A 25925-nucleotide genomic window follows, 5' to 3' on the forward strand; every position below is an offset into this window, starting at 1 on the left:
AATGCACAAAGATAGAGGTTAGTGCCGAATAAAGCAACGATACCAGCATTAATTTTTCAAAAACCCGATAGAAAGGGCATTTTTGAGGATAAATGCCCTTTTATTTTCTATAAGCGGTACAGGTCGTTTGCGGCCAACAGGTCGACTTTTCTTTCTGTCAGCACGCGGATACAATTTTCCATATCGTTAGGCCGGATAATCACATTGGCAGTATTGCCATTGGCAAATGAATACATATATTCGATAAAGACTCCTTCATCGGACAAATAGCGTAATACTTTGGCCAGTGACCCGGGGATATTGGGGCAACTGATTCCTATTACATCTGTAACATTTACTGCGAAATGATTATCCTTTAAAGCCTTATATGCTTTGTCCGGTTCGGAGACAATTCCACGTAAGATGCCGAAGTCTGCATTTTCTGCAATACAGAGGGCAGACAAGTTTACTCCTTCTTTGGCCAGAACTTCTGTCACTTCTGTCAGACGGCCAGACTTATTTTCCAAGAAAATCGAAAGTTGTTTTGCTACCATTTTATTAACTGAAAATAAAAAGTTGATATTACCGTTATGTTTCCCATTTATTTCAACTTATGATCGGGAAGAATCTTCCCGAATGGAACAATCGGGTGATTCTTCTTCGATCGAAAGCGATTTAAAGTTTTCTGTTGTCGATTACTCTTTTAGCTTTTCCGACGCTGCGCTCTATGCTTCTTGGCTCTACCAGGCGAACATCTACTCCCAGTCCCAATACACTTTGCAAACGGGCTGTCAGCTTCTTTTTCATGGCCAACATTTTGTTTATTTCATCCGAGTAGAACTCTGGGCGGACTTCAACCTGCAATTCCATCGTATCCGTATTGTTCTTTCGGTCTACTAATAACAGGTAGTGTGGCTCAAATTCAGGCATTTCAAGTATAACAGACTCAATTTGAGTGGGGAAAACGTTTACTCCTCTGATGATAAGCATATCGTCGCTACGTCCTAGGATTCGATCCATACGTACCAATGTACGTCCGCATGGACATTTGTCGTAGTGCAGGGCAGTCAAATCTTTAGTGCGATAGCGAAGCAAAGGCATGCCTTCTTTGGTCAGATGCGTAAATACTAGTTCTCCCGTTTCTCCCGGAGCTACAGGCTCCAGTGTTTTGGGATCTACGATTTCCGGGAAGAAATGGTCTTCATTTAGATGAGTACCGTTCTGGCACTCACACTCGTACCCTACTCCAGGACCGGCGATCTCGCTCAAGCCGTAAATATCATACGCTTTAATGCCTAATTTGGCTTCGATGTCTTTCCGCATGTTCTCAGTCCAAGGCTCTGCTCCAAAAGCTCCAGCTCTCAGGCGAAATTCTTCGCGCGGAAGTTTTGAGTCTTTAATGGCGTCTGCCAGATATAGAGCATACGAAGGCGTACAACATAATACAGTTGAGCCAAAGTCGTGCATTAGCGTAATTTGTTTTTCTGTATTTCCACTGGACATAGGAATAACCGAAGCACCTATGTTTTCAGCGCCAGCGTGTGCGCCGAGTCCACCGGTAAACAGACCGTATCCGTACGAAATCTGGAATATGTCAGAAGGACCTGCTCCGTATGCTGTAAAAGCACGTGACAAGCATTCGGCCCATACCGAAAGGTCTTTGCGCGTGTATCCTACTACGGTAGGCTTTCCGGTCGTACCGGAAGAAGCATGTATACGTACAATCTGGCTCATCGGTACTGCGCATAGTCCAAACGGATAGTTGTCTCTTAAATCATACTTGGTGGTAAACGGTAGTTTTACAATATCGCTGATGTCGTTTATATCATCTGGAGTTATACCCAGTTCCTGCATTTTTTTACGATAAAAAGGAGTATCGTGATATACGCGCTCTACGGTTTTCTTCAGGCGAATGCTTTGAATCTTACGGAGGTTTTCACGATCCATGCATTCAATGTTTTCGTTCCAAATCATTGTGCTTTGTTGTATTAACATTAATGGTTATTAGATTTTCCGCAAAATCCTATTCAGATAAGATTTTGGGTTGATTATCATCGCAAAGAAACGATTTTTTTTGTATATATCAAAGATTTTGCCGAATATTGCTGTCTATAAAAGAAGAAAATGAATAAATTTGAACTGACATCAGCTTATCAGCCTACAGGAGATCAGCCGGAAGCTATTGCCCAACTTACAGAAGGTGTACTTCAGGGTCTCCCCGCACAGACTTTACTTGGCGTTACGGGTTCGGGAAAGACTTTTACGATAGCCAATGTTATAGCTAACGTTAATAAGCCGACATTGGTGTTGAGCCATAATAAAACATTGGCAGCACAGCTTTATAGTGAGTTTAAGAACTTTTTTCCGAATAATGCCGTAGAGTATTACGTTTCTTATTATGACTATTATCAGCCGGAAGCCTATTTGCCTTCTTCGGATACTTATATAGAAAAAGACCTTGCCATTAATGACGAAATTGACAAGCTGCGGCTTGCTGCTACTTCTGCATTGCTTTCCGGCCGGAAAGATGTTGTTGTAGTTTCCTCGGTTTCGTGTATATATGGTATGGGAAATCCTGCGGACTTTTATAATAATGTCATTGAAGTTGTGCAGGGTAAGAATTTCAGCCGCAATGTCTTTTTGCGCCGTTTGGTTGATAGTCTTTATGTACGTAATGATATTGATTTGAACCGGGGAAACTTTCGTGTAAAGGGAGATACGATAGACATATTCCTTGCTTATGCGGATAATCTGTTGCGTGTCATTTTCTGGGGAGATGAAATAGACAGCATTGAGGAAGTGGATCCTGTGAGTGGAGTTGTATTAGGTAAATTTGATTCTTATAAAATTTATCCGGCCAATCTTTTTATGACAACCAAAGAGGCCACTTTGCGAGCCATTCACGAGATAGAGGATGATCTGCACAAACAGGTACAATGGTTTGAAGAACAAGGACGTGCATTGGAAGCCAAAAGACTTCAAGAACGTGTTACTTACGATATGGAGATGATTCGTGAGTTGGGGCATTGTTCCGGAATTGAAAACTATTCGCGTTATTTTGACGGGCGTGCTCCTGGTACCCGTCCTTATTGTTTATTGGACTTCTTTCCGGATGACTTCCTGATTGTCATTGATGAGAGTCATGTCAGTGTGCCCCAAATCCGGGCAATGTATGGAGGCGACCGTGCACGAAAAGAAAACCTGGTGGAATATGGTTTCCGGCTTCCTGCCGCAATGGATAATCGTCCACTGAAATTCGATGAATTCGAGGCGATGGCTAAGCAGGTTATTTACGTCAGTGCGACTCCGGCGGATTATGAATTGATAAAGTCGGAAGGTATTGTTGTGGAGCAGGTTATTCGTCCTACCGGGTTGTTGGATCCTGTCATAGAAGTACGTCCCAGTCATAACCAGATTGATGATTTGATGGAGGAAATACAGATAAGGATTGAACGAAACGAACGGACGTTGGTCACTACCCTTACAAAACGTATGGCAGAAGAATTAACCGAATATCTGTTGAACAACGATATCAGGTGCAGCTACATTCATAGCGATGTTGAGACTTTCGAGAGGGTCAAGATTATGAGTGCGTTGCGTGAAGGTGAATACGATGTGTTAGTCGGGGTAAATCTTTTGCGCGAAGGCTTGGACTTGCCTGAAGTTTCTCTTGTTGCCATTCTGGATGCTGACAAGGAGGGCTTTTTACGTTCGCATCGTTCGTTGACACAGACAGCAGGCCGTGCGGCGCGTAATGTGAACGGAATGGTTATTATGTATGCCGACCGTATAACGGAAAGTATGCAACTTACCATCAACGAGACCAACCGCCGGCGCGAAAAGCAGTTGAAGTATAATGAAGAGCATGGAATTACGCCACAGCAAATCAGGAAAGCTGCAAATCTGAATGTTTTTACAGCGTCGTCCGAAAATCCAGATGCCACCACCGCAGTATCTGTTCCGCGCGAGAAAGCTTCTACAGCTTCTCCACGTCCGTATATGGAACAGGAAGCAAATGCTCACATGGCTGCCGACCCTATTGTTCAATACATGACTCGTGCCCAACTTGAAAAGAGCATTGAGCGTACAAAGAAATTAATGCAAGAGGCTGCTAAGAGATTGGATTTTATAGAAGCTGCCCAATATCGGGATGAGGTGCTTTCTCTGGAAGAACTGCTCAAAAACAAATAGACAAAAGGCTGTATCAAAATAAACGATGTAATCGGTTTATTTGAACACAGCCTTCGTCCCTTTAGAAACACCTTTAAACAAAATGAATTAATATTCTTTATAGCTAATGCTTATTTTCTGGCTTCTGCAATGTAGCCCAAAGCTTCTTTGCACTTGTTGGTAATGTAACCCCAGTCTTCCTCGGCAATTTTGTCTTTGGGGAAGAGCTTAGAACCCATACCTACACAGAATACACCGGCTTTGATCCAAGAGGTCAGGTTTTCCTGTGTCGGCTCTACTCCTCCTGTAACCATCAGCTTGGACCATGGCATAGGTGCCAACAGGCCTTTTACCAGTTTCGGGCCAAGAACATCTCCCGGGAATATCTTGCAGAGATCGCAACCTACTTCCTGAGCAAATCCAACTTCTGATACGCTACCGCATCCAGGGGTATAAGGAACCAGGCGACGGTTACAGATTTTTGCTATTTCAGGATTGAACAGCGGACCTACAATAAAGTTTGCACCCAATTGCAAGTAGAGGGCAGCTGTAGCAGGATCAACAATGGAACCTACGCCTAAAGCCATTTCCGGGCATTCTTTAGCGGCGAATTTTACCACTTCGGTAAATACTTCATGGGCAAAATCACCACGATTGGTAAACTCGAAAGCACGTACACCACCTTCATAGCAAGCTTTTACTACTTTTTTTGCAATCTCAGCATCTTTATGATAGAAAACCGGAACCATACCTGTTGAACCGATTTTATTTAGCACTGCAATCTTATCAAATTTAGCCATTTTCTTATGATTTTATGTTATCAGCTTTTATCACTTATTATCTTTGTACTCGTCCGCTTGCATCACCGCCTGCCAGTGCTTCAACTTCTTCAGCAGATACCAGATTGAAGTCACCATTGATCGTATGCTTCAATGCAGATGCGGCAACAGCAAATTCAAGAGCCGAACCTTGATCGGGCTTGGTCAGCAAGCCGTGGATAATTCCACCCGAGAAAGAGTCGCCTCCTCCAACGCGGTCGATAATCGGGTTGATATCATAATGTTTGGATTCGTAGAATTCTTTACCGTTGTAGATCATTGCTTTCCAGCCGTTGTGAGTAGCTGAATAAGATTCGCGCAATGTAGAAACAACATATTTGAAACCAAATTCTTCAGCCATGGCTTTGAAGATTCCCTTATATCCGGCTGCATCTGTTTTTCCACCTTCAACATCAGCATCGGGTTTAAATCCTAAGCAGAGTTCTGCGTCTTCTTCGTTACCGATGCAAACATCTACATATTTCATCAAAGGTTTCATGATAGACTGAGCCTTTTCTTTTGTCCACAGCTTTTTGCGGAAGTTCAGGTCTACGGATACTGTAACATTGTGTCGCTTGGCAGCTTCGCAAGCCAGACGTGTTAATTCAGCTGCCTTGTCCGAAATGGCCGGAGTGATGCCAGACCAATGGAACCAGTCTGCTCCTTTCATGATTTCGTCAAAATCAAAATCTTCAGGATTGGCTTCTGCAATAGCCGAATGTGCACGGTCGTAGATTACTTTACTGGGACGCATGGAAGCTCCGGTCTCTAAATAATAGATACCTACACGGTCGCCGCCACGAGCTATAAAGTCAGTCTTTACACCATATTTGCGCAACGCATTTACTGCCGATTGGCCAATTTCATGCTTAGGCAGTTTGGTTACAAAGTAAGCGTCATGTCCGTAGTTAGCACAGCTGACAGCTACGTTGGCTTCACCCCCTCCATATACTACATCAAAAGAGTCCGACTGAACAAATCGGGTATTGCCCGGAGTAGACAGTCTCAGCATAATTTCACCTAATGTAACGACTTTCTTTCCCATAATTTTTCTATTTTATTAAATATATAATAATTAAGTGTCTTTCAATTTATTATATTATCTCTCATAACGGCAGTTAAAGAGTTGAATCATTGAACGATAAGATCGATCAGGTATTCCCTGTTTCTAACTTCCGTGTGCGAGCACAAAGGTACAACTTTTTTTGAAATACAAAAAATTATCGTATATTTGTGTCGATAATTTTTAGATTATTATTGTGTACGGGCACAAATCAGCATAAAAAGACAAAAAAATCAAGATGACAAGGGTTAGAATAAAAGATATAGCCAAAATGGCTGATGTATCAGTAGGTACGGTCGACCGTGTAATACATGGCAGAAGTGGTGTGTCTGAAGCAAGCCGTAAACGGGTGGAAGAGATATTGAAACAGTTGGACTATCAACCTAATATGTATGCCAGTGCATTGGCTTCCAATAAGAAATATGCTTTTACTTGCTTATTGCCACAACATGAAGAAGGAGAATACTGGACCGATGTAGAAGCTGGTATAAGGCAGGCGTTGGAAACTTATTCGGATTTTAATATAAATGCGGATATATTGTATTATGACCCTTACGATTATCATTCATTCGAAACGGCTGCACTACAGATTTTAGATACAAATCCCGACGGAGTAATGGTTGCACCGACTGCCCCACAGTATACTAAACCATTTACGGATGAACTGTCGGAGCGTCATATACCTTATATATATATAGACTCGAATATAAAAGAAGAACCTGCCCTTTCGTTCTTTGGGCAGAATTCGCATCAGAGCGGATATTTTTCTGCACGTATATTGATGCTGCTTGCGGGTAAAGAAGTGCAGTCCATTGTCATATTCCGTAAGATCAATGACGGTATTGTCGGATCCAATCAGCAGGAGCGCCGAGAAATCGGATTCCGTAAGTATATGAACCAATATCATCCTTCCTGTCAGATTCTGGAACTGAACTTGCACGCGAAATATGATACGGAAGACAACAAGATGTTAGATGATTTTTTCCGTCTTCATCCCGATGTAAAAAATGGCATTACTTTCAATTCCAAAGCTTACATTATTGGGGAATACCTGCAAAAACATGCCATGAGCGATTTTAATCTTATGGGATATGACTTGTTGCAGCGCAATGTGGAGTGTCTGAAACAGGGAAGTATATTTTTCCTCATAGCCCAACAGCCTACTTTGCAAGGATTTAATGGAATTAAGGCATTATGTGATTATCTCATCTTGAAAAAGGAGGTGGCAAGAGAATATTTCATGCCGATAGATTTGTTGACGAAAGAAAATATAGAATTCTATTACAATAAATAAAATCAGAGGATATGAAAACCAAATATCTGAAAATCAACAAGGCTGATAATGTTGCAGTGGCTATTGTCGCGCTTAAGGCCGGAGAAACAATTTCTGTGGATGGTATTGATATTTGTTTGAATGAAGACATACCGGCAGGACATAAGTTTGCCCTGAAAGATTTTGAGCAGGGTGAAGATGTGATAAAATACGGGTATCCGATAGGTCACACGTGTAAAGCGCAAAAGCAGGGAGACTGGATGAACGAGTGTAATATTAAAACCAATTTGTCCGGTTTGCTGGAATACACATATAATCCTATCGATGCGTCGTTGGACATACCGCAGCAGGGACTTACCTTTAAGGGATATCGCCGTAAAAACGGTGATGTAGGTATACGAAACGAAATATGGATTGTGCCGACTGTAGGATGTGTGAACGGGATTGCCGGTCAGCTGGCAGAGAGCCTGCGGCAGGAAACCGGTTGCAGAGGGGTTGATGCGATTGTTGCCTATCCTCATAATTACGGCTGCTCGCAGTTGGGCGATGATCATGAGAATACGAAAAAAATATTGCGCGATATCGTGCTGCATGCTAATGCGGGTGGAGTGCTGGTTGTAGGGCTGGGATGCGAGAATAATCAGCCTGACGTATTCCGCGAGTTTATAGGCCAGTATGATGAAGACCGCGTTAAGTTTATGGTTGTGCAGAAAGTGGGTGATGAATACGAGGAGGGAATGAAATTGCTGCGTGAGCTGTATAGTCGTGCCAGTCAGGACGAGCGTACTGATATACCGTTGAGTGAATTACGTGTCGGGCTGAAATGTGGTGGTTCGGACGGATTCTCCGGTATTACGGCAAATCCCTTGTTGGGCCTGTTTTCGGACTTCCTGGTTGCACAGGGAGGTACAAGTGTATTGACTGAAGTACCCGAAATGTTTGGTGCTGAAACCATATTGATGAATCGCTGCCGTACGAAGGAGCTGTTCGAACAGACTGTAAAGCTGATTAATGATTTTAAAGAATACTTCTTGAGTCACGGAGAACCTGTTGGCGAGAATCCTTCGCCGGGCAATAAGGCCGGAGGTATTTCTACGTTGGAAGACAAGGCTTTGGGCTGTACGCAAAAGTGCGGTAAAAGCTATGTCGAAGGTGTACTCCCTTATGGCGAACGCTTGAAGGTGAAAGGGCTAAACTTGCTTTCTGCTCCGGGAAACGATCTGGTGGCTGCTACCGCCTTGGCTTCGTGCGGGTGTCATATGGTTCTTTTCACAACAGGACGCGGAACTCCTTTCGGGACTTATGTACCTACAGTGAAAATCTCGACAAATACAGACTTGGCTGAGAGAAAACCGCAATGGATTGACTTCAATGCCGGTGTAATCGTTGAAGATGAACCGATCGAAGAAACCTGCCGTCGTTTTATTGATTTCATTATAAAAGTGGCAAGCGGCGAATTTGTCAATAACGAAAAGAAGGGATATAAGGAAATTGCGATTTTTAAGACGGGAGTTACGTTATAAATGATTGTATATGGACTGGTTGGGAAGATTCATGATTACAACTACCTTCCCCGACCAGTCCTTCATCTTGTAATAAAGAAAATGTTTTCGGAATGACAAATACAACTACAAAGGCTAAAGGTGGATGGTTATCATTAAGCCCTTTGATGGTCTTTCTATGCATCTATTTGGTGACCTCGCTTTTGGTGAACGACTTTTATCAGGTGCCCATTACGGTTGCATTTCTTGTCTCTTCCTGTTATGCCATAGCCATTACGCGTGGTTTGAATCTGGAGCAGCGAATTTATCAGTTTTCGGTAGGAGCCAGCAATAAGAATATACTGTTGATGATATGGATCTTTATTTTGGCCGGTGCTTTTGCGCAAAGTGCCAAGCAGATGGGAGCCATTGATGCAACAGTTAACTTGACCTTATCTGTCTTGCCGGGCAATCTGCTGCTGGCCGGTATTTTTATTGCGGCGTGTTTCATTTCTCTTTCCATAGGCACCAGTGTTGGAACAATTGTCGCTTTGACGCCTGTGGCGGCCGGGCTGGCAGAAAAAACAGGGATAGATTTGTCTTATATGACTGCCATTGTGGTAGGCGGCTCTTTTTTTGGAGACAATCTTTCGTTTATATCCGATACAACCATTGCTTCTACCAAGACGCAGGATTGTGTGATGCGTGATAAATTCCGGGTGAACTGTATGATTGTGGTTCCGGCGGCGCTGATTGTCTTGTGTTACTATATCTATCAGGGAATGTCATTATCGTTCTCTCAGCAGGCGGTAACTATCGAATGGCTAAAGGTGATTCCTTATCTGATTGTCCTGGTTACGGCTGTGGCGGGAGTCAACGTTATGCTGGTGTTACTTCTTGGCATTGCTTCTACAGGTATTATAGGAGTCATGACCGGTACTACCCTATTCGACTGGACCCGTTCGATGGGCGATGGAATAACAGGTATGGGCGAATTGATCATTATCACGTTGCTGGCCGGCGGAATGCTGGAGACTATTCGCTATAACGGGGGTATTGATTTTATAATTGGCCGTCTGACCCGTCATGTCAAAGGGAAGCGTGGAGCGGAACTCAGCATTGCAGCGCTGGTCAGCATAGCCAACCTTTGTACGGCCAACAATACCATTGCTATCATTACGACAGGGCCGATAGCAAAAGACATAGCCATTCGTTTTCATCTTGACAGAAGAAAAGTAGCCAGTATTCTGGACACTTTTTCGTGTTTCGTCCAGGGAATCATTCCCTATGGAGCACAAATGCTGATTGCTGCAGAACTGGCGGGACTTTCTCCCCTTTCCATTATCGGTAATTTGTATTATCCGTTTTGTATGGGCATCTGTGCATTATTGGCCATTCTGATCAGATATCCTCGTAGATATTCATAAATCAGAAAGTTATCGGAATGTTTTTATGAAAAAAGGAGGAAAAACGCTGTGCTATTCCAAATAAAATAACTACCTTTGCGCCCGCTATTACGAGTTAGTAGCATTATTCAAATCATTAACTAAAAAATATTTTAATTAAATGGCAACAAAAATTAGATTGCAGAGACACGGACGTAAGAGCTATGCTTTTTACGCTATCGTAGTTGCAGATGCAAGAGCACCACGTGATGGTAGATTTATCGAAAAGATTGGTACTTACAATCCTAACACCAATCCGGCCACAGTAGATTTGAAATTTGATCGTGCCCTTGACTGGGTATTGAAAGGTGCACAGCCCACTGACACTGTTCGTAACATCCTTTCTCGCGAAGGTGTTTACATGAAGAAGCATCTTTTGGGTGGTGTAGCAAAAGGCGCATTTGGCGAAGCTGAAGCTGAAGCTAAATTTGAAGCTTGGAAGAACAACAAGCAAAGCGGTTTGGCTGCTTTGAAGGCTAAGGATGAAGAGGCTAAGAAAGCTGAAGCTAAGGCACGTCTGGAAGCTGAGAAGAAGGTAAACGAAGCAAAGGCTAAAGCATTGGCAGAAAAGAAAGCTGCAGAAGAAGCTGCTAAGGCTGCTGCAGAAGCTCAGAACGAGGAAGCTGCTAACGCAAGCGAAGAAGGCGCAACAGAAGCTGCTGCTGAATAATTTTTTATTAGGCAGAAGTGCTTTTATATGGATTAAAACTAAAATCTCTTCTTTTCCTTCGGAAGAAGGAGTGAGATTGATGAGAAGAGAAAAAATTACGGCGCATATTCCTAAAGGATATGCGCTATTTTTTTACCTTAAGCTAAATGGGATGTTTTAGTGCCCCGATTTTTCTCTAACTGGAGAAAAATTATTGCCCAACTGAGAAAATATATTTTTCTAGTTAGGAAGGTTCAGACAGGCTGATTGCTGACTTTTTCTTTGTTTTTAATTTTGCAGAAAGAATGCTTGGGATTGGCGGGGTTATGCTTCGTCAGGGGCGGATATTTCTCTTTGTGCTGTAAGGTGCTTCTTTGAGCCGCTAAAGTCCCTCTTGGGCTTGCTAAAGTGCCTCTTTAGGGTGTTTAATATCCCTCTTTGTGTTGGGTTGTTGATGGAATGTATGGGTATGTATGAATTATGGTACTTTGCTGATCTTGAGTGTGTGTGGGTATTTTCGGAAAAAAGAAAAAGCCTAATTTAAAATCTTTCAATTTTAAATTAGGCTAAATCAATACAGAAAAATATGAGCGGAAAACGAGACTCGAACTCGCGACCCCAACCTTGGCAAGGTTGTGCTCTACCAACTGAGCTATTTCCGCAATTGCATCAACTCTTTAAAAATAGTGCCCAGAACAGGACTCGAACCTGCATGCCTCTCGACACACGCACCTGAAACGTGCGCGTCTACCAATTCCGCCACCTGGGCATAAGTTTTTGCAATTATATCTTGAGCGGAAAACGAGACTCGAACTCGCGACCCCAACCTTGGCAAGGTTGTGCTCTACCAACTGAGCTATTTCCGCATTAAAGATACGTGAAGAGAAGGAGACTCGAACTCCCACGACATTATTGTCACTACCCCCTCAAAGTAGCGCGTCTACCAATTCCGCCATCTCTCCATGCGACATCTTTTCAAAGAACAACGATCACATAACCTTGTGCCCAGAACAGGACTCGAACCTGCATGCCTCTCGACACACGCACCTGAAACGTGCGCGTCTACCAATTCCGCCACCTGGGCATAGGTCATTGCAATCATCTTGAGCGGAAAACGAGACTCGAACTCGCGACCCCAACCTTGGCAAGGTTGTGCTCTACCAACTGAGCTATTTCCGCGATTGCGGTTGCAAAGGTAGGCATTTTCCTTAAACTAGCAAACATTTCGGCCACTTTTTTGCGAAATAATTTCAAGTTGGAATCCATTCCGTTGATAATCAGCTCATTCTGTCACGATAATCTTCGTAAGAAAAAACTTTGAATATCTTAGCTTCGCCGTTTTTACTCCACATGGCAATAGCCGGATGATGGATTCCGTTGAACATATTTGTCTTGACGGTGGTATAATGTATCATGTCTTCGAAGATAATTCGTTCGCCAATCTTCAGTTCATGATCGAAGCTCCAATATCCCATATAGTCTCCGCTCAGGCAAGAGTTGCCTCCCATGCGATAGATGTAAGGACCTTGTTCGCCCATTTGTGCTCCGCGAATGGCTGGCTGGTAAGGCATCTCCAGGCAGTCGGGCATGTGGCACGTAAAGCTGACATTTAAAATGGCTGTACGTATTCCACGGTTTTCGACGATGTCGATTACTTCGGACGAAAGCACTCCTGTCTGCCACGTAAAGGCTGATCCAGGTTCAAGTATAATGCGCAAGTGGGGATAGCGCTTCCGGAGACCTTGCAGCAGGCTTATCAGGTGTTCCACATCGTAATCTTTGCGGGTCATCAGGTGGCCGCCTCCCAGATTCAACCATTTCAGTTGGGGAAACCAACGCGAGAATTTCTCTTCCAGATGAATGAGTGTGCGCTCCAATTCGTAAGAAGACGATTCGCAATGACAATGGCAATGGAAGCCTTCGATGCCTTGAGGCAGTTGGTCGGGGAGCTGGTCGGCTATCACTCCAAAACGAGTGCCTGCCGCACACGGATTATACAGTTCGGTTTCTACTTCCGAATACTCCGGATTTACGCGGATGCCGCACGAAATGCATTCCCCTTGGGCCAATACCATCGGATAGAACCGGCTGAACTGCGACAGTGAATTGAAAGTGATGTGGCTGCTGCAACGCATTATTTCCGGAAAGTCTGCTTCGGTGTAAGCGGGCGAGTAAGTGTGCGCCTTGCTGCCGAACTCTTCGAAAGCCAAACGGGCTTCGTAAACGGAGCTGGCTGTTGAATGGTCGATATACTCGCGGAATATGGGGAAAGAGCGCCACATGGCGAACGATTTGAAAGCAAGGATTATTTCTACTCCGGCACGTTCGGCCACACTCTTTATTAATGTGAGATTCTTTCTCAGCAGTTCCTCCTCCATAATATAGCAAGGCGAAGGAAAAAGGGTGAAATCTATCATTTTTTCAGCTTTTAGAATATGATTCGGTTTGTACTTATTATCTGATTTTAGTCTCTATGTCAAAGTGTAGTCTTCTTTGTTTTATTCTATCACTTTGAAACGGGCAAAACGCAACAGCAATTGCTTGTCTCCGGCATGCTGGAAGCGGATGGTCGCTTTGGCATTGTCCCCTACTCCTTCCACTTTCAGAACTTCACCACGGCCAAAGCGTTCGTGCTCGATAAACTGTCCCTCGTGTAGCAGGGCTGTTGGGCTGCCGGAAGAGGGCGAAGAAGGCTGGATGGGATCCACTCGTCTTAAATTACGGGGCATGGAAGAACCTATCAGTCTTTTACGTGAAGCCATAGGTGTTTCGCCAGAGAAAGATGCAGCCGACGAACTGCCAACCGGACGAGCCGATGGTTGGAACGCATTGTTTGAACTGCTTCTAAAGTCTCCTCCCCTATTATTTATCTGCCGTTCGAGCAGCAAATTCTGGGGCAATCGCAGGTAATTGGTATCTATATCATACAGGAAACGGCTCGGACTTCCAAATTCTGTTTTTCCGTAACGCATCCGCGTTTTGGCATAGGAAAGGTAGCAATGCTCTTCAGCACGTGTGATAGCAACGTAGAACAGGCGCCGTTCTTCTTCAAGTGCCCGCGGCGAATCGCCTGCCATGCTGCTTGGAAAAAGATTTTCTTCCATGCCGACGACAAAAACATTCCGGAATTCAAGCCCTTTGGCCGAATGGACAGTCATTAATGTAATTTTCTCATCATTGCTGTCTTTGTCAGAATCCTGATCGGTCAGCAACGATACTTCCGATAGAAAATCGCTTAAGGATATGTGTTCGTTTCCTTCCTCTTGTCTTTCGGCACAAAAATCTCTCATACCGTTCATCAGCTCCTCGATGTTTTCTTTCCGACTCAGGTTTTCCGGAGAATTGTCTTGGCACACATCATTGATGATGCCGGAATTGCGGATGATATCTTCACCCAGTTCGCTGGCATTTTTCTGTGTGAGATCTTTTATGAGATCGTTTATCAGGTCGCGGAACTTTTGCAGTTTGCTGACCGTTCCTTTGTTGAAGTTCAATGCATAGCTCAACGGTTCGCATAGCACTGTCCATAAGCTTACTTTATTATCAGTAGCGGCAGCTATGATTTTACCTACTGTTGTGTCGCCTATCCCTCGGGCGGGATAATTGATGATACGCTTGAAGGCTTCTTCATCGTTTGGATTGACAACCAGGCGGAAATAGGCAATCACGTCCTTTATCTCTTTACGCTGATAAAAGGAAAGGCCGCCGTAGATGCGATAAGGCATATTACGCTTGCGCATGGCTTCTTCGAAGATACGGCTTTGGGCATTCGTACGGTAAAGAACTGCAAAGTCAGCATAACCGTATCCTTGAGTGCGGCGCAATTCTGCAATCTTATTGATTACGATTTCGCCTTCTTCTACATCGCTGTATGCCTGAAATACACTGATGGGATCTCCTTGGTCTTTCTTCGAATACACCTCTTTGTGTATCTGGCGCATATTTTTGCTGATCAGGCTATTGGCTGCTGACACGATGCTTTGGGTAGAGCGATAGTTCTGTTCCAGTTTAAACACTCTGGTACCCGGATATGCTTTGGTAAAATAAAGAATATTATCGATATCGGCCCCGCGGAATGAATAGATGCTTTGGGCATCGTCTCCTACTACACACACATGCTGATGGTTCTTGGCCAGTTGCATCACTATGCTGTGTTGTGCCACGTTTGTGTCCTGATACTCGTCTACCAGAATGTAGCGGAATTGCTCCTGATAGCGTGCTAGTACATCGGGATGATCACGAAAAAGCAAAAACGTATAGAACAGCAGATCGTCAAAGTCCATGGCGTCGGCTTGCCGGCAACGTTCCCAGTAGCGGCGATAAATGTCGCGCAAGGCTGGTACTTTAGCCATGCAGTCACCATCGTAGGCTTCTTTGTTTCGGGCATAGTCTGATGGCGATACAAGATGGTTTTTGGCATTGGAGATGCGGGCTTGTATCATTCCCGGTTTATAGTTCTTTTCATCAAGTTGCATCTCTTTGATGATGGAACGGATCAGGCTTTTGCTGTCGGCTGTATCGTAAATGGTAAACTGAGATGTAAACCCTAAATGAGATGCTTCGGCATGCAAAATGCGCAGGAACAAGGAATGAAAGGTTCCCATCCACAAATATCGTGCCCTTTCGGTACCGACCTGTTTGGCAATACGCTCTTTCATTTCCCGGGCTGCTTTGTTTGTAAATGTCAGTGCCAGAATGTTCCATGGCTGATAACCGTTCTCCAGCAACCATGCTATTTTGTATGTAAGTACACGGGTTTTTCCTGATCCGGCTCCGGCAATCACCAACGACGGACCTTCGTTGTAAAGAACAGCCGCTCGCTGGCTGTCGTTCAATTCATTTATATAGTCTGACATAGCTTGTCACAATCATCCGATAAAACATAAAAACAGTGCAAAGATACGAAAAAGCTTCAAATAGCCGTGAACTTTTCCTTGGCTATCATGTTGTTATTACAAAGGCTTTTCTTATATTTGTATTAAGTTTTTTGGTCTTATGAAGACAAGCCTTAAAATAATAATTAGATATGATACTCACCACTTTAATAACAGCAACTATTATGATGTTCGAAATGCCCACACTTCCTTATGCACACAATGCATTGGAACCTGTAATCAGTCAGGCTACTATCGACTTCCATTACGGGAAGCATCTGCAAACTTATGTAAACAATCTGAATAATTTGGTTCCGGGAACAGAATTCGAGGGGAAAAGCCTCGAAGAGATTGTTGCCACAGCTCCTGATGGTCCGGTGTTTAACAATGCGGGACAAGTACTTAATCACACATTCTATTTCTTGCAATTCTCTCCAACTCCTAAACGTCACGAGCCGACTGGACCGTTGGCCGAAGCTATAAACCGGGATTTTGGCAGTTTTGAAGATTTCAAGAAAGAATTTACAGCTGCGGCTACCGGACTTTTTGGTTCAGGATGGGCTTGGCTTTCCGCCGACCAACAGGGTAAACTGCACATTACCAAAGAAGCGAATGGCAGTAATCCTCTCCGATCAGGTCTCCCCCCTTTGCTTACATTCGATGTTTGGGAACACGCTTATTATCTGGACTATCAGAACCGGCGCGCCGATCATTTGAAAGCTTTGTGGGATATCATTGATTGGGAAGTTGTGGAGAAAAGACTGAAATGATATTTCTAATCTGTAACGCGCACCCGTTAGCATACAACTGCTTCGGGTGCGTTTTCTATTAACAGGCATATCTGATATGCCTTGGGGCAAAAGATTGTCTGATAGATAAGAATCTGCTAACTTTGCTAAACTTAACATTTCAGCAAACAAGTAAATATGAAACTTATTGTTGTAACACCACCTACATTTTTTGTAGAAGAAGATCAAATAATTACAGCTCTTTTTGAAGAGGGCCTAGATATTCTGCATTTGCGAAAACCTGCAACCCCCGCTATGTATTCCGAGCGCTTGCTTACTCTGATTCCTGAAAAATATCATAAGCGCATTGTGACTCACGAGCATTTCTATTTGCAGAATGAATTTAATTTGTCAGGTATTCATTTGAATGCACGCAATCCTCAGGAGCCTCACGACTATGCTGGCAATATCAGTTGTACCTGTCATTCTATCGAAGAACTGAAAAACAAGAAACATTTTTATGACTATGTGTTCCTGAGTCCTATATTCGATTGTATAACCAAAGCTGATGTAGCATCCGCCTTTACTGCCGAAGAACTTCGGTTGGCTGCAAAGGAAAAGATTATAGATAGTAAAGTAATGGCTTTTGGTGGTATTAATCCTGATAACATTCTGGAAATAAAAGATTTCGGATTTGGTGGAGCTGTGATTATGGGTGACTTATGGAATAAGTTCAATGCTTGCTCTGATCGCGATTATATAAAGGTCATACAGCACTTCAAGCATTTGAAGGAGATGGCTGATTGATTTGAAATCGGTGGATTAATGGGTTAAAAGAAGGGGGGGATTTTAAATAAACGTCATAGTAAATATATTATAAGAATAGTGTGCGAAGGTGATGAGACTGGGTTGTTATTATTTTTTATAGACCTGTGTGACTTGTTTTATGGTGACAACAAGGATTTTTTTGCGTACAATTCCGCAGCTTAATATTTTATGCAAACACGGATATTGGATGGAAAAGTAAAATATCTGTTTCTCCTTTCCCGTTGGTTAAGGACAAATTACTTGAAGGTATGATCAATGCATGCTGGTTGAGAACAGAAAATATTTAAAAAACCGATGCGCCGATTCTTAAACTCAATCCTTATACGAATGTAGATATGCTTGTTGGAAGACTGATGAGTAAAGAGACGGTAAATTATGGTGCTACATATATCTAAACTTCTGATTATCTAAATAATAGATATATTTATTATTTTTGCAATTCGAATACTTTAATAAACTCAAATCAATACCGTTAAGACCATTATGATACGTTGCCTATTTCATTCTACTATTCAGGATTTCTGTAAGATGTCTCCAAAGACACTATTAGGAACATTTATCAGCAATTATCATGGTTGCTCTATTACAACCACAAATGAAGCATGGTTAAGTGAGATAGAAATTATGCAGAATGTTTTGTTGTTGTGGAGAGATGAAAATGGGTATGTGATATTTGAGTATGATATTCCTAGATTAGGAAAACGAATTGATGTGGTTCTTTTACTTAGAGGATTGATTTTTTGTATTGAATTTAAGATTGGAGAAAAGAATGTACTTCAATCTAACATCGAACAGGTTTTGGACTATGCTTTGGATTTGAAAAACTTTCATCTATTGAGTCAGAATAGAACCATTGTTCCTATTTTAGTTCCAACTAAATTAGATACAAGTTCGAATGTTTTTGTTTCTTCAGTCTATGATGATTCTATATACAATCCATTAGTAACAGGCGTTACTGGATTACAGCAGCTTATTTCAAATGTTTTTATACATTCAGGTGCGCTGAATGAAGATCCAAGTCTAGGTGCTGATTGGATTATAAGCCCCTATTCTCCAACGCCAACCATTATTGAAGCTGCTAAGAAACTTTACGAAAACCATAGCGTAGAAGATATTACAAGACATGAAGCAGACAAAGTATCAACAGATAAGACAATAGAGTATATACTCGGTGTAATCAGGAAAAGCCGGGATAATAGACAAAAAAGTATCTGTTTTGTTACAGGTGTGCCTGGTGCGGGAAAAACTCTTGTTGGTTTGGATGTGGCAGTAAAGCAATCCTATCAGGATGGAAATGAATTTATAGAAGATGAGGGAGCTGTTTATCTTTACTTTCATTCAATCCTGATGCTTCAATGTGGTATGAGAAAATTAGAAAACATTACCCAATTGTATTAACGAGAGACATGGACAAAGCTAGGGCTTGGTTGCGTAGTAAAACAAGAGGTTCGCAAAAAGCTGGCGTACTTGTCAGCAAAGCTGCAGCGCGTTTTAAACCATTGGCTATTCATATACTTGAGCAAGGAGATGAAAATGCTGTTCATTGGTTTTTGGAGGATAGGGATGATGTTCGTTCATCAAACTATCTCGAAGATGCGGCAACAGAAATTCAAGTTCAAGGATTGGAATTGGATTATACTTGTGTTTTATGGGATGCTGATGTGAGATGTGATAATATGAAATGGAAGTTTTACAATTTCAATGGAAAGACTGCTTGGCGTGAAGAAACAGGGAAAACAGAAAGTAGCCTTGAACGAAGAAAGTATATGTTGAATGCTTACCGGGTGTTACTAACACGTGCTCGTATTGGTATGGTTATTTGTGTTCCGGAGGGTAACCATAATTATATCTCTAGCGGATTTCCTGAAGACGCGACAAGACTTCCTGAGTTTTATGACGGCACATATAAATATTTTAGATCCATAGGTCTGGAAGAAATATAGTCTAATTCTTAAAAAATAGGCTGTAACACCTGATAAACAGTTTGTTACAGCCTAAATCAAATATTATTCTATATTGCTTATGCTTCCTCAATAGCAGCTTGCGCCGCAGCCAAACGTGCAATAGGCACACGGAACGGAGAGCAGCTTACATAATTCAAACCAACTTTGTGGCAGAACTTAACAGATGAAGGCTCACCACCATGTTCACCGCAAATACCGCACTTCAGGTCGGGACGAACTACACGGCCTTTTTCTGTAGCCATCTGGATAAGCTGACCAACACCGTTTTGGTCGAGAACCTGGAACGGGTCTACTTTCAGAATCTTCTTCTCCAGGTAAACCGGCAGGAAGGAAGCGATATCGTCGCGTGAGTAACCGAATGTCATCTGAGTCAAGTCGTTTGTTCCGAATGAGAAGAACTCGGCAGATGATGCAATGCGGTTGGCTGTTAAAGCAGCACGCGGAACTTCGATCATTGTACCAACCTTGAACTCGATGCTGTCACCCATTTCTTCAAACAACTTGGCTGCTTCCGAACGGATTACTTTTTCCTGTTCCTGGAATTCGTACAAGATACCGGTAAGCGGCACCATGATTTCAGGATGAGTTTCTACGCCTTCTTTCTTCAGTTCAAGTGCGGCACCCAGAATAGCACGTGTCTGCATCTGTGTGATTTCCGGATAGGTGTTACCCAAACGGCAACCGCGGTGACCCAGCATCGGGTTGTGTTCGCACAGAGCTTCTACACGCTGTTGGATGTATTGCAGACTTACACCCATAGCATCGGCCATATCTTGTTGTCCCTTCAAATCGTGGGGAACGAATTCGTGCAAAGGTGGATCGAGCAGACGAACTGTTACAGGATAGCCTGCCATTGCCTTGAAGATACCCTTGAAGTCGGCTTGCTGGTACGGCAAAATCTTTTGCAGTGCTTTGCGGCGTCCTTCAGCGTCTTCAGACAGAATCATTTCACGCATAGCCTTAATCTTTTCGCCTTCGAAGAACATATGTTCCGTACGGCAAAGTCCGATACCTACAGCACCGAAGTTGCGGGCTACGGTTGCATCGTGCGGAGTATCAGCATTGGTGCGTACTTTCAGTTTGGCATATTTGTCAGCCAATTGCATCAGTTCGGCAAAGTCACCCGAAAGTTCTGCAGCCTTAGTTTCAACCTGGCCTTTATATACTTCACCTGTACTACCGTTCAGAGAGATAAAGTCACCTTCTTTCAGAACAATACCGTCTACTTCTACTGTACGGGCTTTGTAGTCGATGTTCAGAGCACCTGCACCTGATACACAGCACTTACCCATACCACGAGCTACAACGGCTGCGTGTGAAGTCATACCACCACGTGCAGTCAGGATACCTTCGGCAACTGCCATACCAGCCAAATCTTCAGGAGAAGTTTCGATACGTACCATCACAACACGCTTGCCGGCAGCACGCCATTCGGCTGCATCATCAGCAAAGAATACGATTTGTCCGCAAGCTGCACCCGGAGATGCCGGCAGACCGCGAGTCAGCACTTTGGCTTGCTTCAAGGCAGTCTTATCGAATATCGGGTGAAGCAATTCATCCAGCTTGTTAGGCTCGCAACGCATCAGTGCCGTTTTTTCGTCAATCATTCCCTGACGGAGCAAGTCCATGGCAATCTTAACCATTGCTGCACCGGTACGTTTTCCGTTACGTGTCTGGAGGAACCACAATTTGCCTTCCTGAACTGTGAATTCCATATCCTGCATATCACGATAGTGATTTTCCAGTTTTGTTTGCAGTGCATCCAGTTCTTTGTAGATTTCGGGCATTGCTTCTTCCATAGAAGGATATTTGGAAGCACGTTCTTCTTCGCTGATACCTGCCAGTTCGGCCCAACGTTGCGAACCGATCTTAGTGATCTGTTGCGGAGTACGGATACCGGCAACAACGTCTTCACCCTGTGCGTTAATCAGATATTCACCGTTGAACAGGTCTTCTCCTGTAGCGGCATCACGGCTGAAGCAAACACCTGTTGCTGATGTGTCGCCCATATTTCCGAATACCATGGCCTGTACGCTAACGGCTGTACCCCACTCGTCGGGTATTCCTTCCATCTTACGGTACAGGATGGCGCGTTCGTTCATCCAGGAATTGAATACGGCGCAAATGGCACCCCAAAGCTGTTCGTAAGCACAAGTCGGGAAGTCTTTTCCGGTACGTTCTTTTACGGCAACCTTGAATCTTTTTACCAGTTCTTTCAGGTCTTCAACTTCCAGTTCATTGTCCAGTCTTACACCCTTCGCATGTTTTACGTCTTCAATGATGGCTTCGAATGGGTCGATATCATCTTTGTTAGTCGGTTTCATACCGAGTACAACGTCACCATACATCTGAACAAAACGACGGTATGAGTCCCATGCAAAACGGGCATTTCCAGTCTTGCGAGTCAGTCCTTCAACAACCTCGTCGTTCAATCCCAGGTTCAGAATAGTATCCATCATACCGGGCATTGAAGCGCGTGCACCCGAACGTACGGAAACCAACAACGGATTTTCTACATCACCAAATTTGGAACGCATTAAAGTTTCTACATGTACAATGGCTTTTTCCACTTCGTCTTTCAGCAAAGCTACAATCTTTTCCTGGCCCATCTCATAGTATTCGGTACAAACTTCTGTTGTGATTGTGAAACCAGGAGGAACCGGAACGCCTATTAAATTCATTTCGGCAAGATTGGCGCCTTTGCCACCCAAAAGGTTACGCATGTCGGCTTTTCCTTCTGCCTGACCATTACCAAAGGTATAAACTCTTTTTTTGTCCATAATAAAAAATTTAAAGTTTTTGATTGTGTTCTTATCATTTTCTGTTCGCAAATCTAAGGATATTTTACATATTAGAAAACTTTTTCTACAAAAAACTTCTATCAAAATGCAATTTCGACATTGCAATATTTAATATTTCAGTTCATAGAGATTATTCCAGAAAAAATATCTATTTTTGTCGACGAATTTATTAGAATGGAGTAAAAGTGGCAAGAAAGAGAAAAGAACTGCCTTTATTGGAAAAGGTAGAAATTACAGATGTGGCTGCCGAAGGAAAAGCCATTGCAAGAGTCGACGACCTGGTTGTATTTGTTCCTTATGTAGTGCCTGGCGACGTTGTAGACCTGCAGATTAAACGTAAGAAGCATCATTATGCAGAAGCCGAGGCGGTAAAGTTCCATGTTTATTCGCCGGTCAGGGCAGTCCCGTTCTGCCAGCATTATGGCGTATGCGGCGGTTGCAAGTGGCAGATACTTCCCTATTCCGAACAGATCAAGTATAAGCAGAAACAGGTGACCGACAACCTGACACGGATCGGTAAAATCAAGTTGCCGGAAGTATCCCCTATATTGGGTTCCGAGAAAACAATGTTCTATCGGAACAAGCTGGAATATACGTTCTCCAACAAACGGTGGCTTACTTCGGAAGAAGTGCAGCAGAATGTTGTCTACGAACAGATGAATGCGGTCGGATTCCATATCCCCAATGCTTTCGACAAGGTGCTGGCCATTGAAAAGTGCTGGTTGCAGGACGACATATCCAACCGCATCCGCAATGCGATACGCGATTATGCCTACGAGCATAACTATTCTTTTATCAACCTGCGTACGCACGAAGGCATGTTGCGCAACCTGATTATACGTACGTCTACCACCGGCGAACTGATGGTAATCGTGGTATGCAAGATTGAGCAGGAGGAAGAAATGGAACGTTTCAGACAGCTGCTGCAATACGTAGCCGACACGTTCCCCGAAATAACGTCGCTTCTATACATTATTAATAATAAGTGCAACGATACGATTACCGATCTCGACGTATATACGTTCAAAGGTAACGACCATATTTACGAAGAAATGGAAGGCTTGCGCTTTAAGGTGGGTCCCAAGTCGTTTTATCAGACCAATTCCGAACAGGCGTACAATCTGTATAAAGTAGCACGCAACTTTGCTCAACTGACCGGTAACGAACTTGTTTACGACCTCTATACGGGTACCGGTACTATTGCAAACTTCGTTTCACGCCAGGCCCGTCAGGTGATTGGTATTGAATACGTTCCCGAAGCTATCGAGGATGCCAAGACCAATTCCGAAATCAACGGAATCGATAATACACTGTTCTTTGCAGGTGATATGAAGGACATGCTGACTCAGGACTTTATCAATCAGTACGGACGTCCCGACGTCATCATCACCGACCCACCCCGCGCAGGTATGCATCCGGATGTCATCAACGTTATCCTGTTTGCCAAGCCCGAGCGTATTGTCTACGTCAGCTGCAACCCGGCGACACAGGCACGCGACCTGCAATTGCTCGACGTTGATTACGAAGTGAAAGCCATTCAGCCGGTAGATATGTTCCCGCATACGCATCATGTAGAGAATGTGGTGCTGCTGGAGCGCAGAAAGTGAGAAATTTCTTTTCAATAAACCTAAAAAAGTCAATCAGCCGTGACAAAAGAAAAATTAGTAGCCAGAGCCCGTACGCAGTATACCGACTATCGAGTGAACGAACCTGCCGAACTGATGGAATTTCTGGCAGCCAAAATGCCTCAGGCCAGCCGGACCAAACTGAAAACGCTGTTAAGCAAGCGGGTGGTGTATGTGGACAGTGTCATTACAACCCAGTACAATTTCCCGCTGAAGCCGGGCATGAAGGTTCAGATCAGCCGCGATAAAGGGAAAAAAGAATTCCACAACAAGCTGGTGAAAATCGTATACGAGGATGCTTATCTGATCGTTATTGAAAAGATGCAGGGATTGCTCTCGGTCAACACCGAACGTCAGAAGGAACGGACGGCTTATACCATATTGAACGAATACGTGAAGCGCTCGGGCAGACAGAATCGGGTATACATTGTGCATCGGCTGGACCGTGACACTTCGGGCCTGATGATGTTTGCCAAGGATGAGAAGACGCAGCACACACTGCGCGACAACTGGCACAAGATTGTATTCGACCGTCGCTACGTAGCTGTAGTGGCCGGCGATATGGAGCAGAATGCCGGAACGGTACGTTCGTGGTTGACAGACCGGAAGCTGTACGTTTACTCAAGTCCGACGGACGACGGCGGACAGGAAGCCATTACCCATTATCGCACGATTAAGCGGGCCAATAATTTTTCGTTGCTCGAATTGAACTTGGAGACCGGACGAAAGAATCAGATCCGTGTCCACATGCAGGACCTCGGACATCCCATTATCGGTGACGGACGGTATGGCCTGGAAGATTTGAATCCTATCGGACGATTAGCTCTGCACGCATTCAAGCTTTGTTTCTATCATCCTGTTACAGGCGAGGAAATGGAGTTCGAAACTCCCTACCCGGCCGACTTCAAGAAGCTGTTCCTAAAAAAGTAACTGGCTGGAACGAGTGCAGTAACTGTTGCACTATGAGTGCAGTAGGTATTGCACAGTGAGTGCACTAACTATTGCACTGCGAGTGCAAAGCCTGTTGCACTGCTTTTAAACAGTTAGGCACGAATTACACGAAGACTGGCAGATTTTTCTTCTGCGCTTATTCGTGTAATCCGTGCCTAAAATGTATCTGCTGAATGGTAAGTATTACCATCCCCCTTATGCAATCAGTATTTATATAAGGTAACACCTCTTTCTACATAACCGTCTACGTACAAGGTACCGGTAATCTTTTCCCATGTCACATAGACATCACGTATTTCCAGCAGAGGATACTGATTGCCGTAATCCAAAGACAATATTCCGTCTTCTATTTTCCATCGGAAAGGCAACGAACAGACAATAATGCCGCTCGGATCATCGTAATAGCACTGATCGTCTGTGCCAAAGCCACTGTAGTCAAAATAAAGTCCACTCTCCAGAGGCTCTCCAAACTCGTCTGTAAATCCGAGGTCCCCTACCCACGTATACCCCGTTACAGAATCAAAAATCGTTTCATCATCTTGTGCACACGACGCCAGCAATAGCAGCGACATGCACATGATGCACAGTCTGAAATATTGAACGGCAGTTTTCATATAAAGCATTTATTTCATGTAGTTTGCATCTGTCATCATAATCCATTCACCACCCAGTTTCCCATTCAGGTAGTGTTCGCGTATCCATACATTCTCCAGATACTTGATTTCGCCTGCTCCGTAGCTCAATACAAGGCACTCCATCGAGCTGTCTTTCCACTTCCAGGTGAAATCGCGTGTTTCTGTATTGGCCGTACTTGTGGTATGGTCATATTTCTTTTTCAGTTCCTGACCGGAGTATCCGGCCTGTGTAAAAATGAGCTGATGCGTATAGGTTATGTTATCTTCCGTATACTCCTCTATCCACGTCCGGCACAGTCGGGCATCCATGCTGTTGTCGTTGTCATCCTTGCCGCAAGCTGTTAAAAGCAGAGTAAACACACACAGCATACATATTTTTACGTAATTCATTGTTTTCATCTTTATCTACAATTAAAGGTTTATAGTTTGGGCAAACTTACAAAAAAACTCTGGAATATTTGCAGAATTGTTATAGATTAATGTAACATATTTTGAGAATTAAAGAGTTAGAGGAAAAACATTGTAGCCAGGTTAGTCGTATAGAAGCATTCTAAAGCAGATTAGAGTAAAAGAATGGTTCCTAATCGATAATACTGTCCTAAGCAGAAAAGAATGAGTTAATTTGCTTAAACTTAATGAGA

The 25925-nt window shown here is 43.5% G+C and carries 20 protein-coding genes and 6 tRNA genes; 11 read left to right on the forward strand and 15 right to left on the reverse strand.

Going from position 1 to position 25925, the window contains the following annotated elements:
• Positions 1-107 precede the first annotated feature (107 nt).
• Positions 108-533 carry an ACT domain protein gene (locus BQ5591_RS12885; protein ID WP_022162817.1) on the reverse strand — a complete coding sequence of 142 codons (426 nt, stop codon included), beginning with the start codon at positions 531-533 and terminating at the stop codon, positions 108-110.
• 121 nt (positions 534-654) lie between these two features.
• Positions 655-1953, reverse strand: coding sequence for a phenylacetate--CoA ligase family protein (locus tag BQ5591_RS12890; RefSeq protein WP_022162816.1), 1299 nt, complete (start codon positions 1951-1953; stop codon positions 655-657).
• A 150-nt stretch (positions 1954-2103) separates the two neighbouring features.
• On the opposite strand from BQ5591_RS12890, the gene uvrB reads away from it, so the two are divergent.
• Complete coding sequence (uvrB, locus tag BQ5591_RS12895; RefSeq protein WP_071149667.1) at positions 2104-4170, forward strand: excinuclease ABC subunit UvrB; 2067 nt, start codon at positions 2104-2106, stop codon at positions 4168-4170.
• Between the two features lie 110 nt (positions 4171-4280).
• On the opposite strand, the gene BQ5591_RS12900 is transcribed toward uvrB, so the two are convergent.
• Complete coding sequence (locus tag BQ5591_RS12900) at positions 4281-4949, reverse strand: bifunctional 4-hydroxy-2-oxoglutarate aldolase/2-dehydro-3-deoxy-phosphogluconate aldolase (RefSeq protein WP_022162814.1); 669 nt, start codon at positions 4947-4949, stop codon at positions 4281-4283.
• A gap of 37 nt (positions 4950-4986) precedes the next feature.
• Positions 4987-6012, reverse strand: a complete 1026-nt coding sequence (locus tag BQ5591_RS12905) for a sugar kinase (RefSeq protein ID WP_022162813.1) — start codon at positions 6010-6012, stop codon at positions 4987-4989.
• 256 nt (positions 6013-6268) lie between these two features.
• Here BQ5591_RS12905 and BQ5591_RS12910 point away from each other — a divergent pair, with 256 nt between their 5' ends.
• The 4 genes from BQ5591_RS12910 to BQ5591_RS12925 all read left to right on the forward strand — a co-directional run bounded on the left by BQ5591_RS12910 (position 6269) and on the right by BQ5591_RS12925 (position 10899).
• Positions 6269-7324, forward strand: coding sequence for a LacI family DNA-binding transcriptional regulator (locus BQ5591_RS12910; protein ID WP_071149668.1), 1056 nt, complete (start codon positions 6269-6271; stop codon positions 7322-7324).
• An 11-nt stretch (positions 7325-7335) separates the two neighbouring features.
• On the forward strand, positions 7336-8826 hold the full coding sequence (locus BQ5591_RS12915) for a UxaA family hydrolase (RefSeq protein WP_071149669.1): 1491 nt from the start codon (positions 7336-7338) through the stop codon (positions 8824-8826).
• A gap of 92 nt (positions 8827-8918) precedes the next feature.
• Positions 8919-10211: a Na+/H+ antiporter NhaC family protein gene (locus BQ5591_RS12920; RefSeq protein WP_071149670.1), complete on the forward strand. Its 1293-nt coding sequence runs from the start codon at positions 8919-8921 to the stop codon at positions 10209-10211.
• A gap of 139 nt (positions 10212-10350) precedes the next feature.
• On the forward strand, positions 10351-10899 hold the full coding sequence (locus BQ5591_RS12925; protein WP_022162809.1) for a 30S ribosomal protein S16: 549 nt from the start codon (positions 10351-10353) through the stop codon (positions 10897-10899).
• 568 nt (positions 10900-11467) lie between these two features.
• Here the strand turns inward: BQ5591_RS12925 and BQ5591_RS12930 are convergent.
• From BQ5591_RS12930 to BQ5591_RS12965, 8 genes are all read right to left on the reverse strand, one after another.
• A tRNA-Gly gene (locus BQ5591_RS12930) sits at positions 11468-11540 on the reverse strand.
• A 25-nt stretch (positions 11541-11565) separates the two neighbouring features.
• A tRNA-Leu gene (locus BQ5591_RS12935) sits at positions 11566-11647 on the reverse strand.
• A gap of 24 nt (positions 11648-11671) precedes the next feature.
• Positions 11672-11744: transfer RNA gene (locus BQ5591_RS12940), tRNA-Gly, on the reverse strand.
• Positions 11745-11756: 12 nt separating this feature from the next.
• A tRNA-Leu gene (locus BQ5591_RS12945) sits at positions 11757-11840 on the reverse strand.
• A gap of 40 nt (positions 11841-11880) precedes the next feature.
• Positions 11881-11962, reverse strand: a tRNA-Leu gene (locus BQ5591_RS12950).
• Positions 11963-11984: 22 nt separating this feature from the next.
• Positions 11985-12057: transfer RNA gene (locus BQ5591_RS12955), tRNA-Gly, on the reverse strand.
• Between the two features lie 98 nt (positions 12058-12155).
• Positions 12156-13295: a carboxynorspermidine decarboxylase gene (gene nspC / locus BQ5591_RS12960; RefSeq protein ID WP_071149671.1), complete on the reverse strand. Its 1140-nt coding sequence runs from the start codon at positions 13293-13295 to the stop codon at positions 12156-12158.
• Between the two features lie 81 nt (positions 13296-13376).
• On the reverse strand, positions 13377-15734 hold the full coding sequence (locus tag BQ5591_RS12965) for an ATP-dependent helicase (RefSeq protein ID WP_071149672.1): 2358 nt from the start codon (positions 15732-15734) through the stop codon (positions 13377-13379).
• A 170-nt stretch (positions 15735-15904) separates the two neighbouring features.
• On the opposite strand from BQ5591_RS12965, the gene BQ5591_RS12970 reads away from it, so the two are divergent.
• The 4 genes from BQ5591_RS12970 to BQ5591_RS21690 all read left to right on the forward strand — a co-directional run bounded on the left by BQ5591_RS12970 (position 15905) and on the right by BQ5591_RS21690 (position 19251).
• A complete protein-coding gene (locus tag BQ5591_RS12970; protein WP_071149673.1) occupies positions 15905-16522 on the forward strand; it encodes a superoxide dismutase in 618 nt (205 codons plus the stop codon).
• A gap of 156 nt (positions 16523-16678) precedes the next feature.
• The gene (locus BQ5591_RS12975) at positions 16679-17287 is read left to right on the forward strand and encodes a thiamine phosphate synthase (RefSeq protein WP_071149674.1); all 609 of its coding nucleotides are present in this window, start codon (positions 16679-16681) and stop codon (positions 17285-17287) included.
• 504 nt (positions 17288-17791) lie between these two features.
• Complete coding sequence (locus BQ5591_RS21685; protein WP_205410640.1) at positions 17792-18706, forward strand: DNA/RNA helicase domain-containing protein; 915 nt, start codon at positions 17792-17794, stop codon at positions 18704-18706.
• A gap of 8 nt (positions 18707-18714) precedes the next feature.
• Complete coding sequence (locus BQ5591_RS21690; RefSeq protein WP_071149676.1) at positions 18715-19251, forward strand: DNA/RNA helicase domain-containing protein; 537 nt, start codon at positions 18715-18717, stop codon at positions 19249-19251.
• A 77-nt stretch (positions 19252-19328) separates the two neighbouring features.
• Here the strand turns inward: BQ5591_RS21690 and ppdK are convergent, their stop codons facing one another.
• Complete coding sequence (ppdK, locus tag BQ5591_RS12990) at positions 19329-22052, reverse strand: pyruvate, phosphate dikinase (RefSeq protein ID WP_071150713.1); 2724 nt, start codon at positions 22050-22052, stop codon at positions 19329-19331.
• A gap of 206 nt (positions 22053-22258) precedes the next feature.
• On the opposite strand from ppdK, the gene rlmD reads away from it, so the two are divergent.
• Positions 22259-23680, forward strand: coding sequence for a 23S rRNA (uracil(1939)-C(5))-methyltransferase RlmD (gene rlmD / locus BQ5591_RS12995; RefSeq protein ID WP_071149677.1), 1422 nt, complete (start codon positions 22259-22261; stop codon positions 23678-23680).
• Between the two features lie 39 nt (positions 23681-23719).
• Complete coding sequence (locus BQ5591_RS13000) at positions 23720-24628, forward strand: RluA family pseudouridine synthase (RefSeq protein ID WP_071149678.1); 909 nt, start codon at positions 23720-23722, stop codon at positions 24626-24628.
• Positions 24629-24852: 224 nt separating this feature from the next.
• On the opposite strand, the gene BQ5591_RS13005 is transcribed toward BQ5591_RS13000, so the two are convergent.
• Both BQ5591_RS13005 and BQ5591_RS13010 read right to left on the reverse strand, forming a co-directional pair.
• Positions 24853-25263: a hypothetical protein gene (locus tag BQ5591_RS13005; protein ID WP_071150714.1), complete on the reverse strand. Its 411-nt coding sequence runs from the start codon at positions 25261-25263 to the stop codon at positions 24853-24855.
• Between the two features lie 9 nt (positions 25264-25272).
• Positions 25273-25683, reverse strand: coding sequence for a hypothetical protein (locus tag BQ5591_RS13010; RefSeq protein ID WP_071149679.1), 411 nt, complete (start codon positions 25681-25683; stop codon positions 25273-25275).
• Between the last annotated feature and the right edge of the window lie 242 nt (positions 25684-25925).

Source organism: Bacteroides ndongoniae, assembly GCF_900108345.1.
GTDB lineage: Bacteria > Bacteroidota > Bacteroidia > Bacteroidales > Bacteroidaceae > Bacteroides > Bacteroides ndongoniae.

Coding starts and splice junctions, on each gene's coding strand:
- BQ5591_RS13005 (WP_071150714.1), bottom strand. CDS start 25,263: ATGAAAACTGCCGTTCAATATTTCAGACTGTGCATCATGTGCATGTCG.
- BQ5591_RS12910 (WP_071149668.1), top strand. CDS start 6,269: ATGACAAGGGTTAGAATAAAAGATATAGCCAAAATGGCTGATGTATCA.
- BQ5591_RS12925 (WP_022162809.1), top strand. CDS start 10,351: ATGGCAACAAAAATTAGATTGCAGAGACACGGACGTAAGAGCTATGCT.
- BQ5591_RS12920 (WP_071149670.1), top strand. CDS start 8,919: ATGACAAATACAACTACAAAGGCTAAAGGTGGATGGTTATCATTAAGC.
- BQ5591_RS12970 (WP_071149673.1), top strand. CDS start 15,905: ATGATACTCACCACTTTAATAACAGCAACTATTATGATGTTCGAAATG.
- BQ5591_RS13010 (WP_071149679.1), bottom strand. CDS start 25,683: ATGAAAACAATGAATTACGTAAAAATATGTATGCTGTGTGTGTTTACT.
- BQ5591_RS12900 (WP_022162814.1), bottom strand. CDS start 4,949: ATGGCTAAATTTGATAAGATTGCAGTGCTAAATAAAATCGGTTCAACA.
- ppdK (WP_071150713.1), bottom strand. CDS start 22,052: ATGGACAAAAAAAGAGTTTATACCTTTGGTAATGGTCAGGCAGAAGGA.
- BQ5591_RS12975 (WP_071149674.1), top strand. CDS start 16,679: ATGAAACTTATTGTTGTAACACCACCTACATTTTTTGTAGAAGAAGAT.
- BQ5591_RS12965 (WP_071149672.1), bottom strand. CDS start 15,734: ATGTCAGACTATATAAATGAATTGAACGACAGCCAGCGAGCGGCTGTT.
- BQ5591_RS12905 (WP_022162813.1), bottom strand. CDS start 6,012: ATGGGAAAGAAAGTCGTTACATTAGGTGAAATTATGCTGAGACTGTCT.
- BQ5591_RS12915 (WP_071149669.1), top strand. CDS start 7,336: ATGAAAACCAAATATCTGAAAATCAACAAGGCTGATAATGTTGCAGTG.
- nspC (WP_071149671.1), bottom strand. CDS start 13,295: ATGATAGATTTCACCCTTTTTCCTTCGCCTTGCTATATTATGGAGGAG.
- BQ5591_RS21685 (WP_205410640.1), top strand. CDS start 17,792: ATGATACGTTGCCTATTTCATTCTACTATTCAGGATTTCTGTAAGATG.
- BQ5591_RS21690 (WP_071149676.1), top strand. CDS start 18,715: ATGGACAAAGCTAGGGCTTGGTTGCGTAGTAAAACAAGAGGTTCGCAA.
- BQ5591_RS12890 (WP_022162816.1), bottom strand. CDS start 1,953: ATGATTTGGAACGAAAACATTGAATGCATGGATCGTGAAAACCTCCGT.
- uvrB (WP_071149667.1), top strand. CDS start 2,104: ATGAATAAATTTGAACTGACATCAGCTTATCAGCCTACAGGAGATCAG.
- BQ5591_RS12885 (WP_022162817.1), bottom strand. CDS start 533: ATGGTAGCAAAACAACTTTCGATTTTCTTGGAAAATAAGTCTGGCCGT.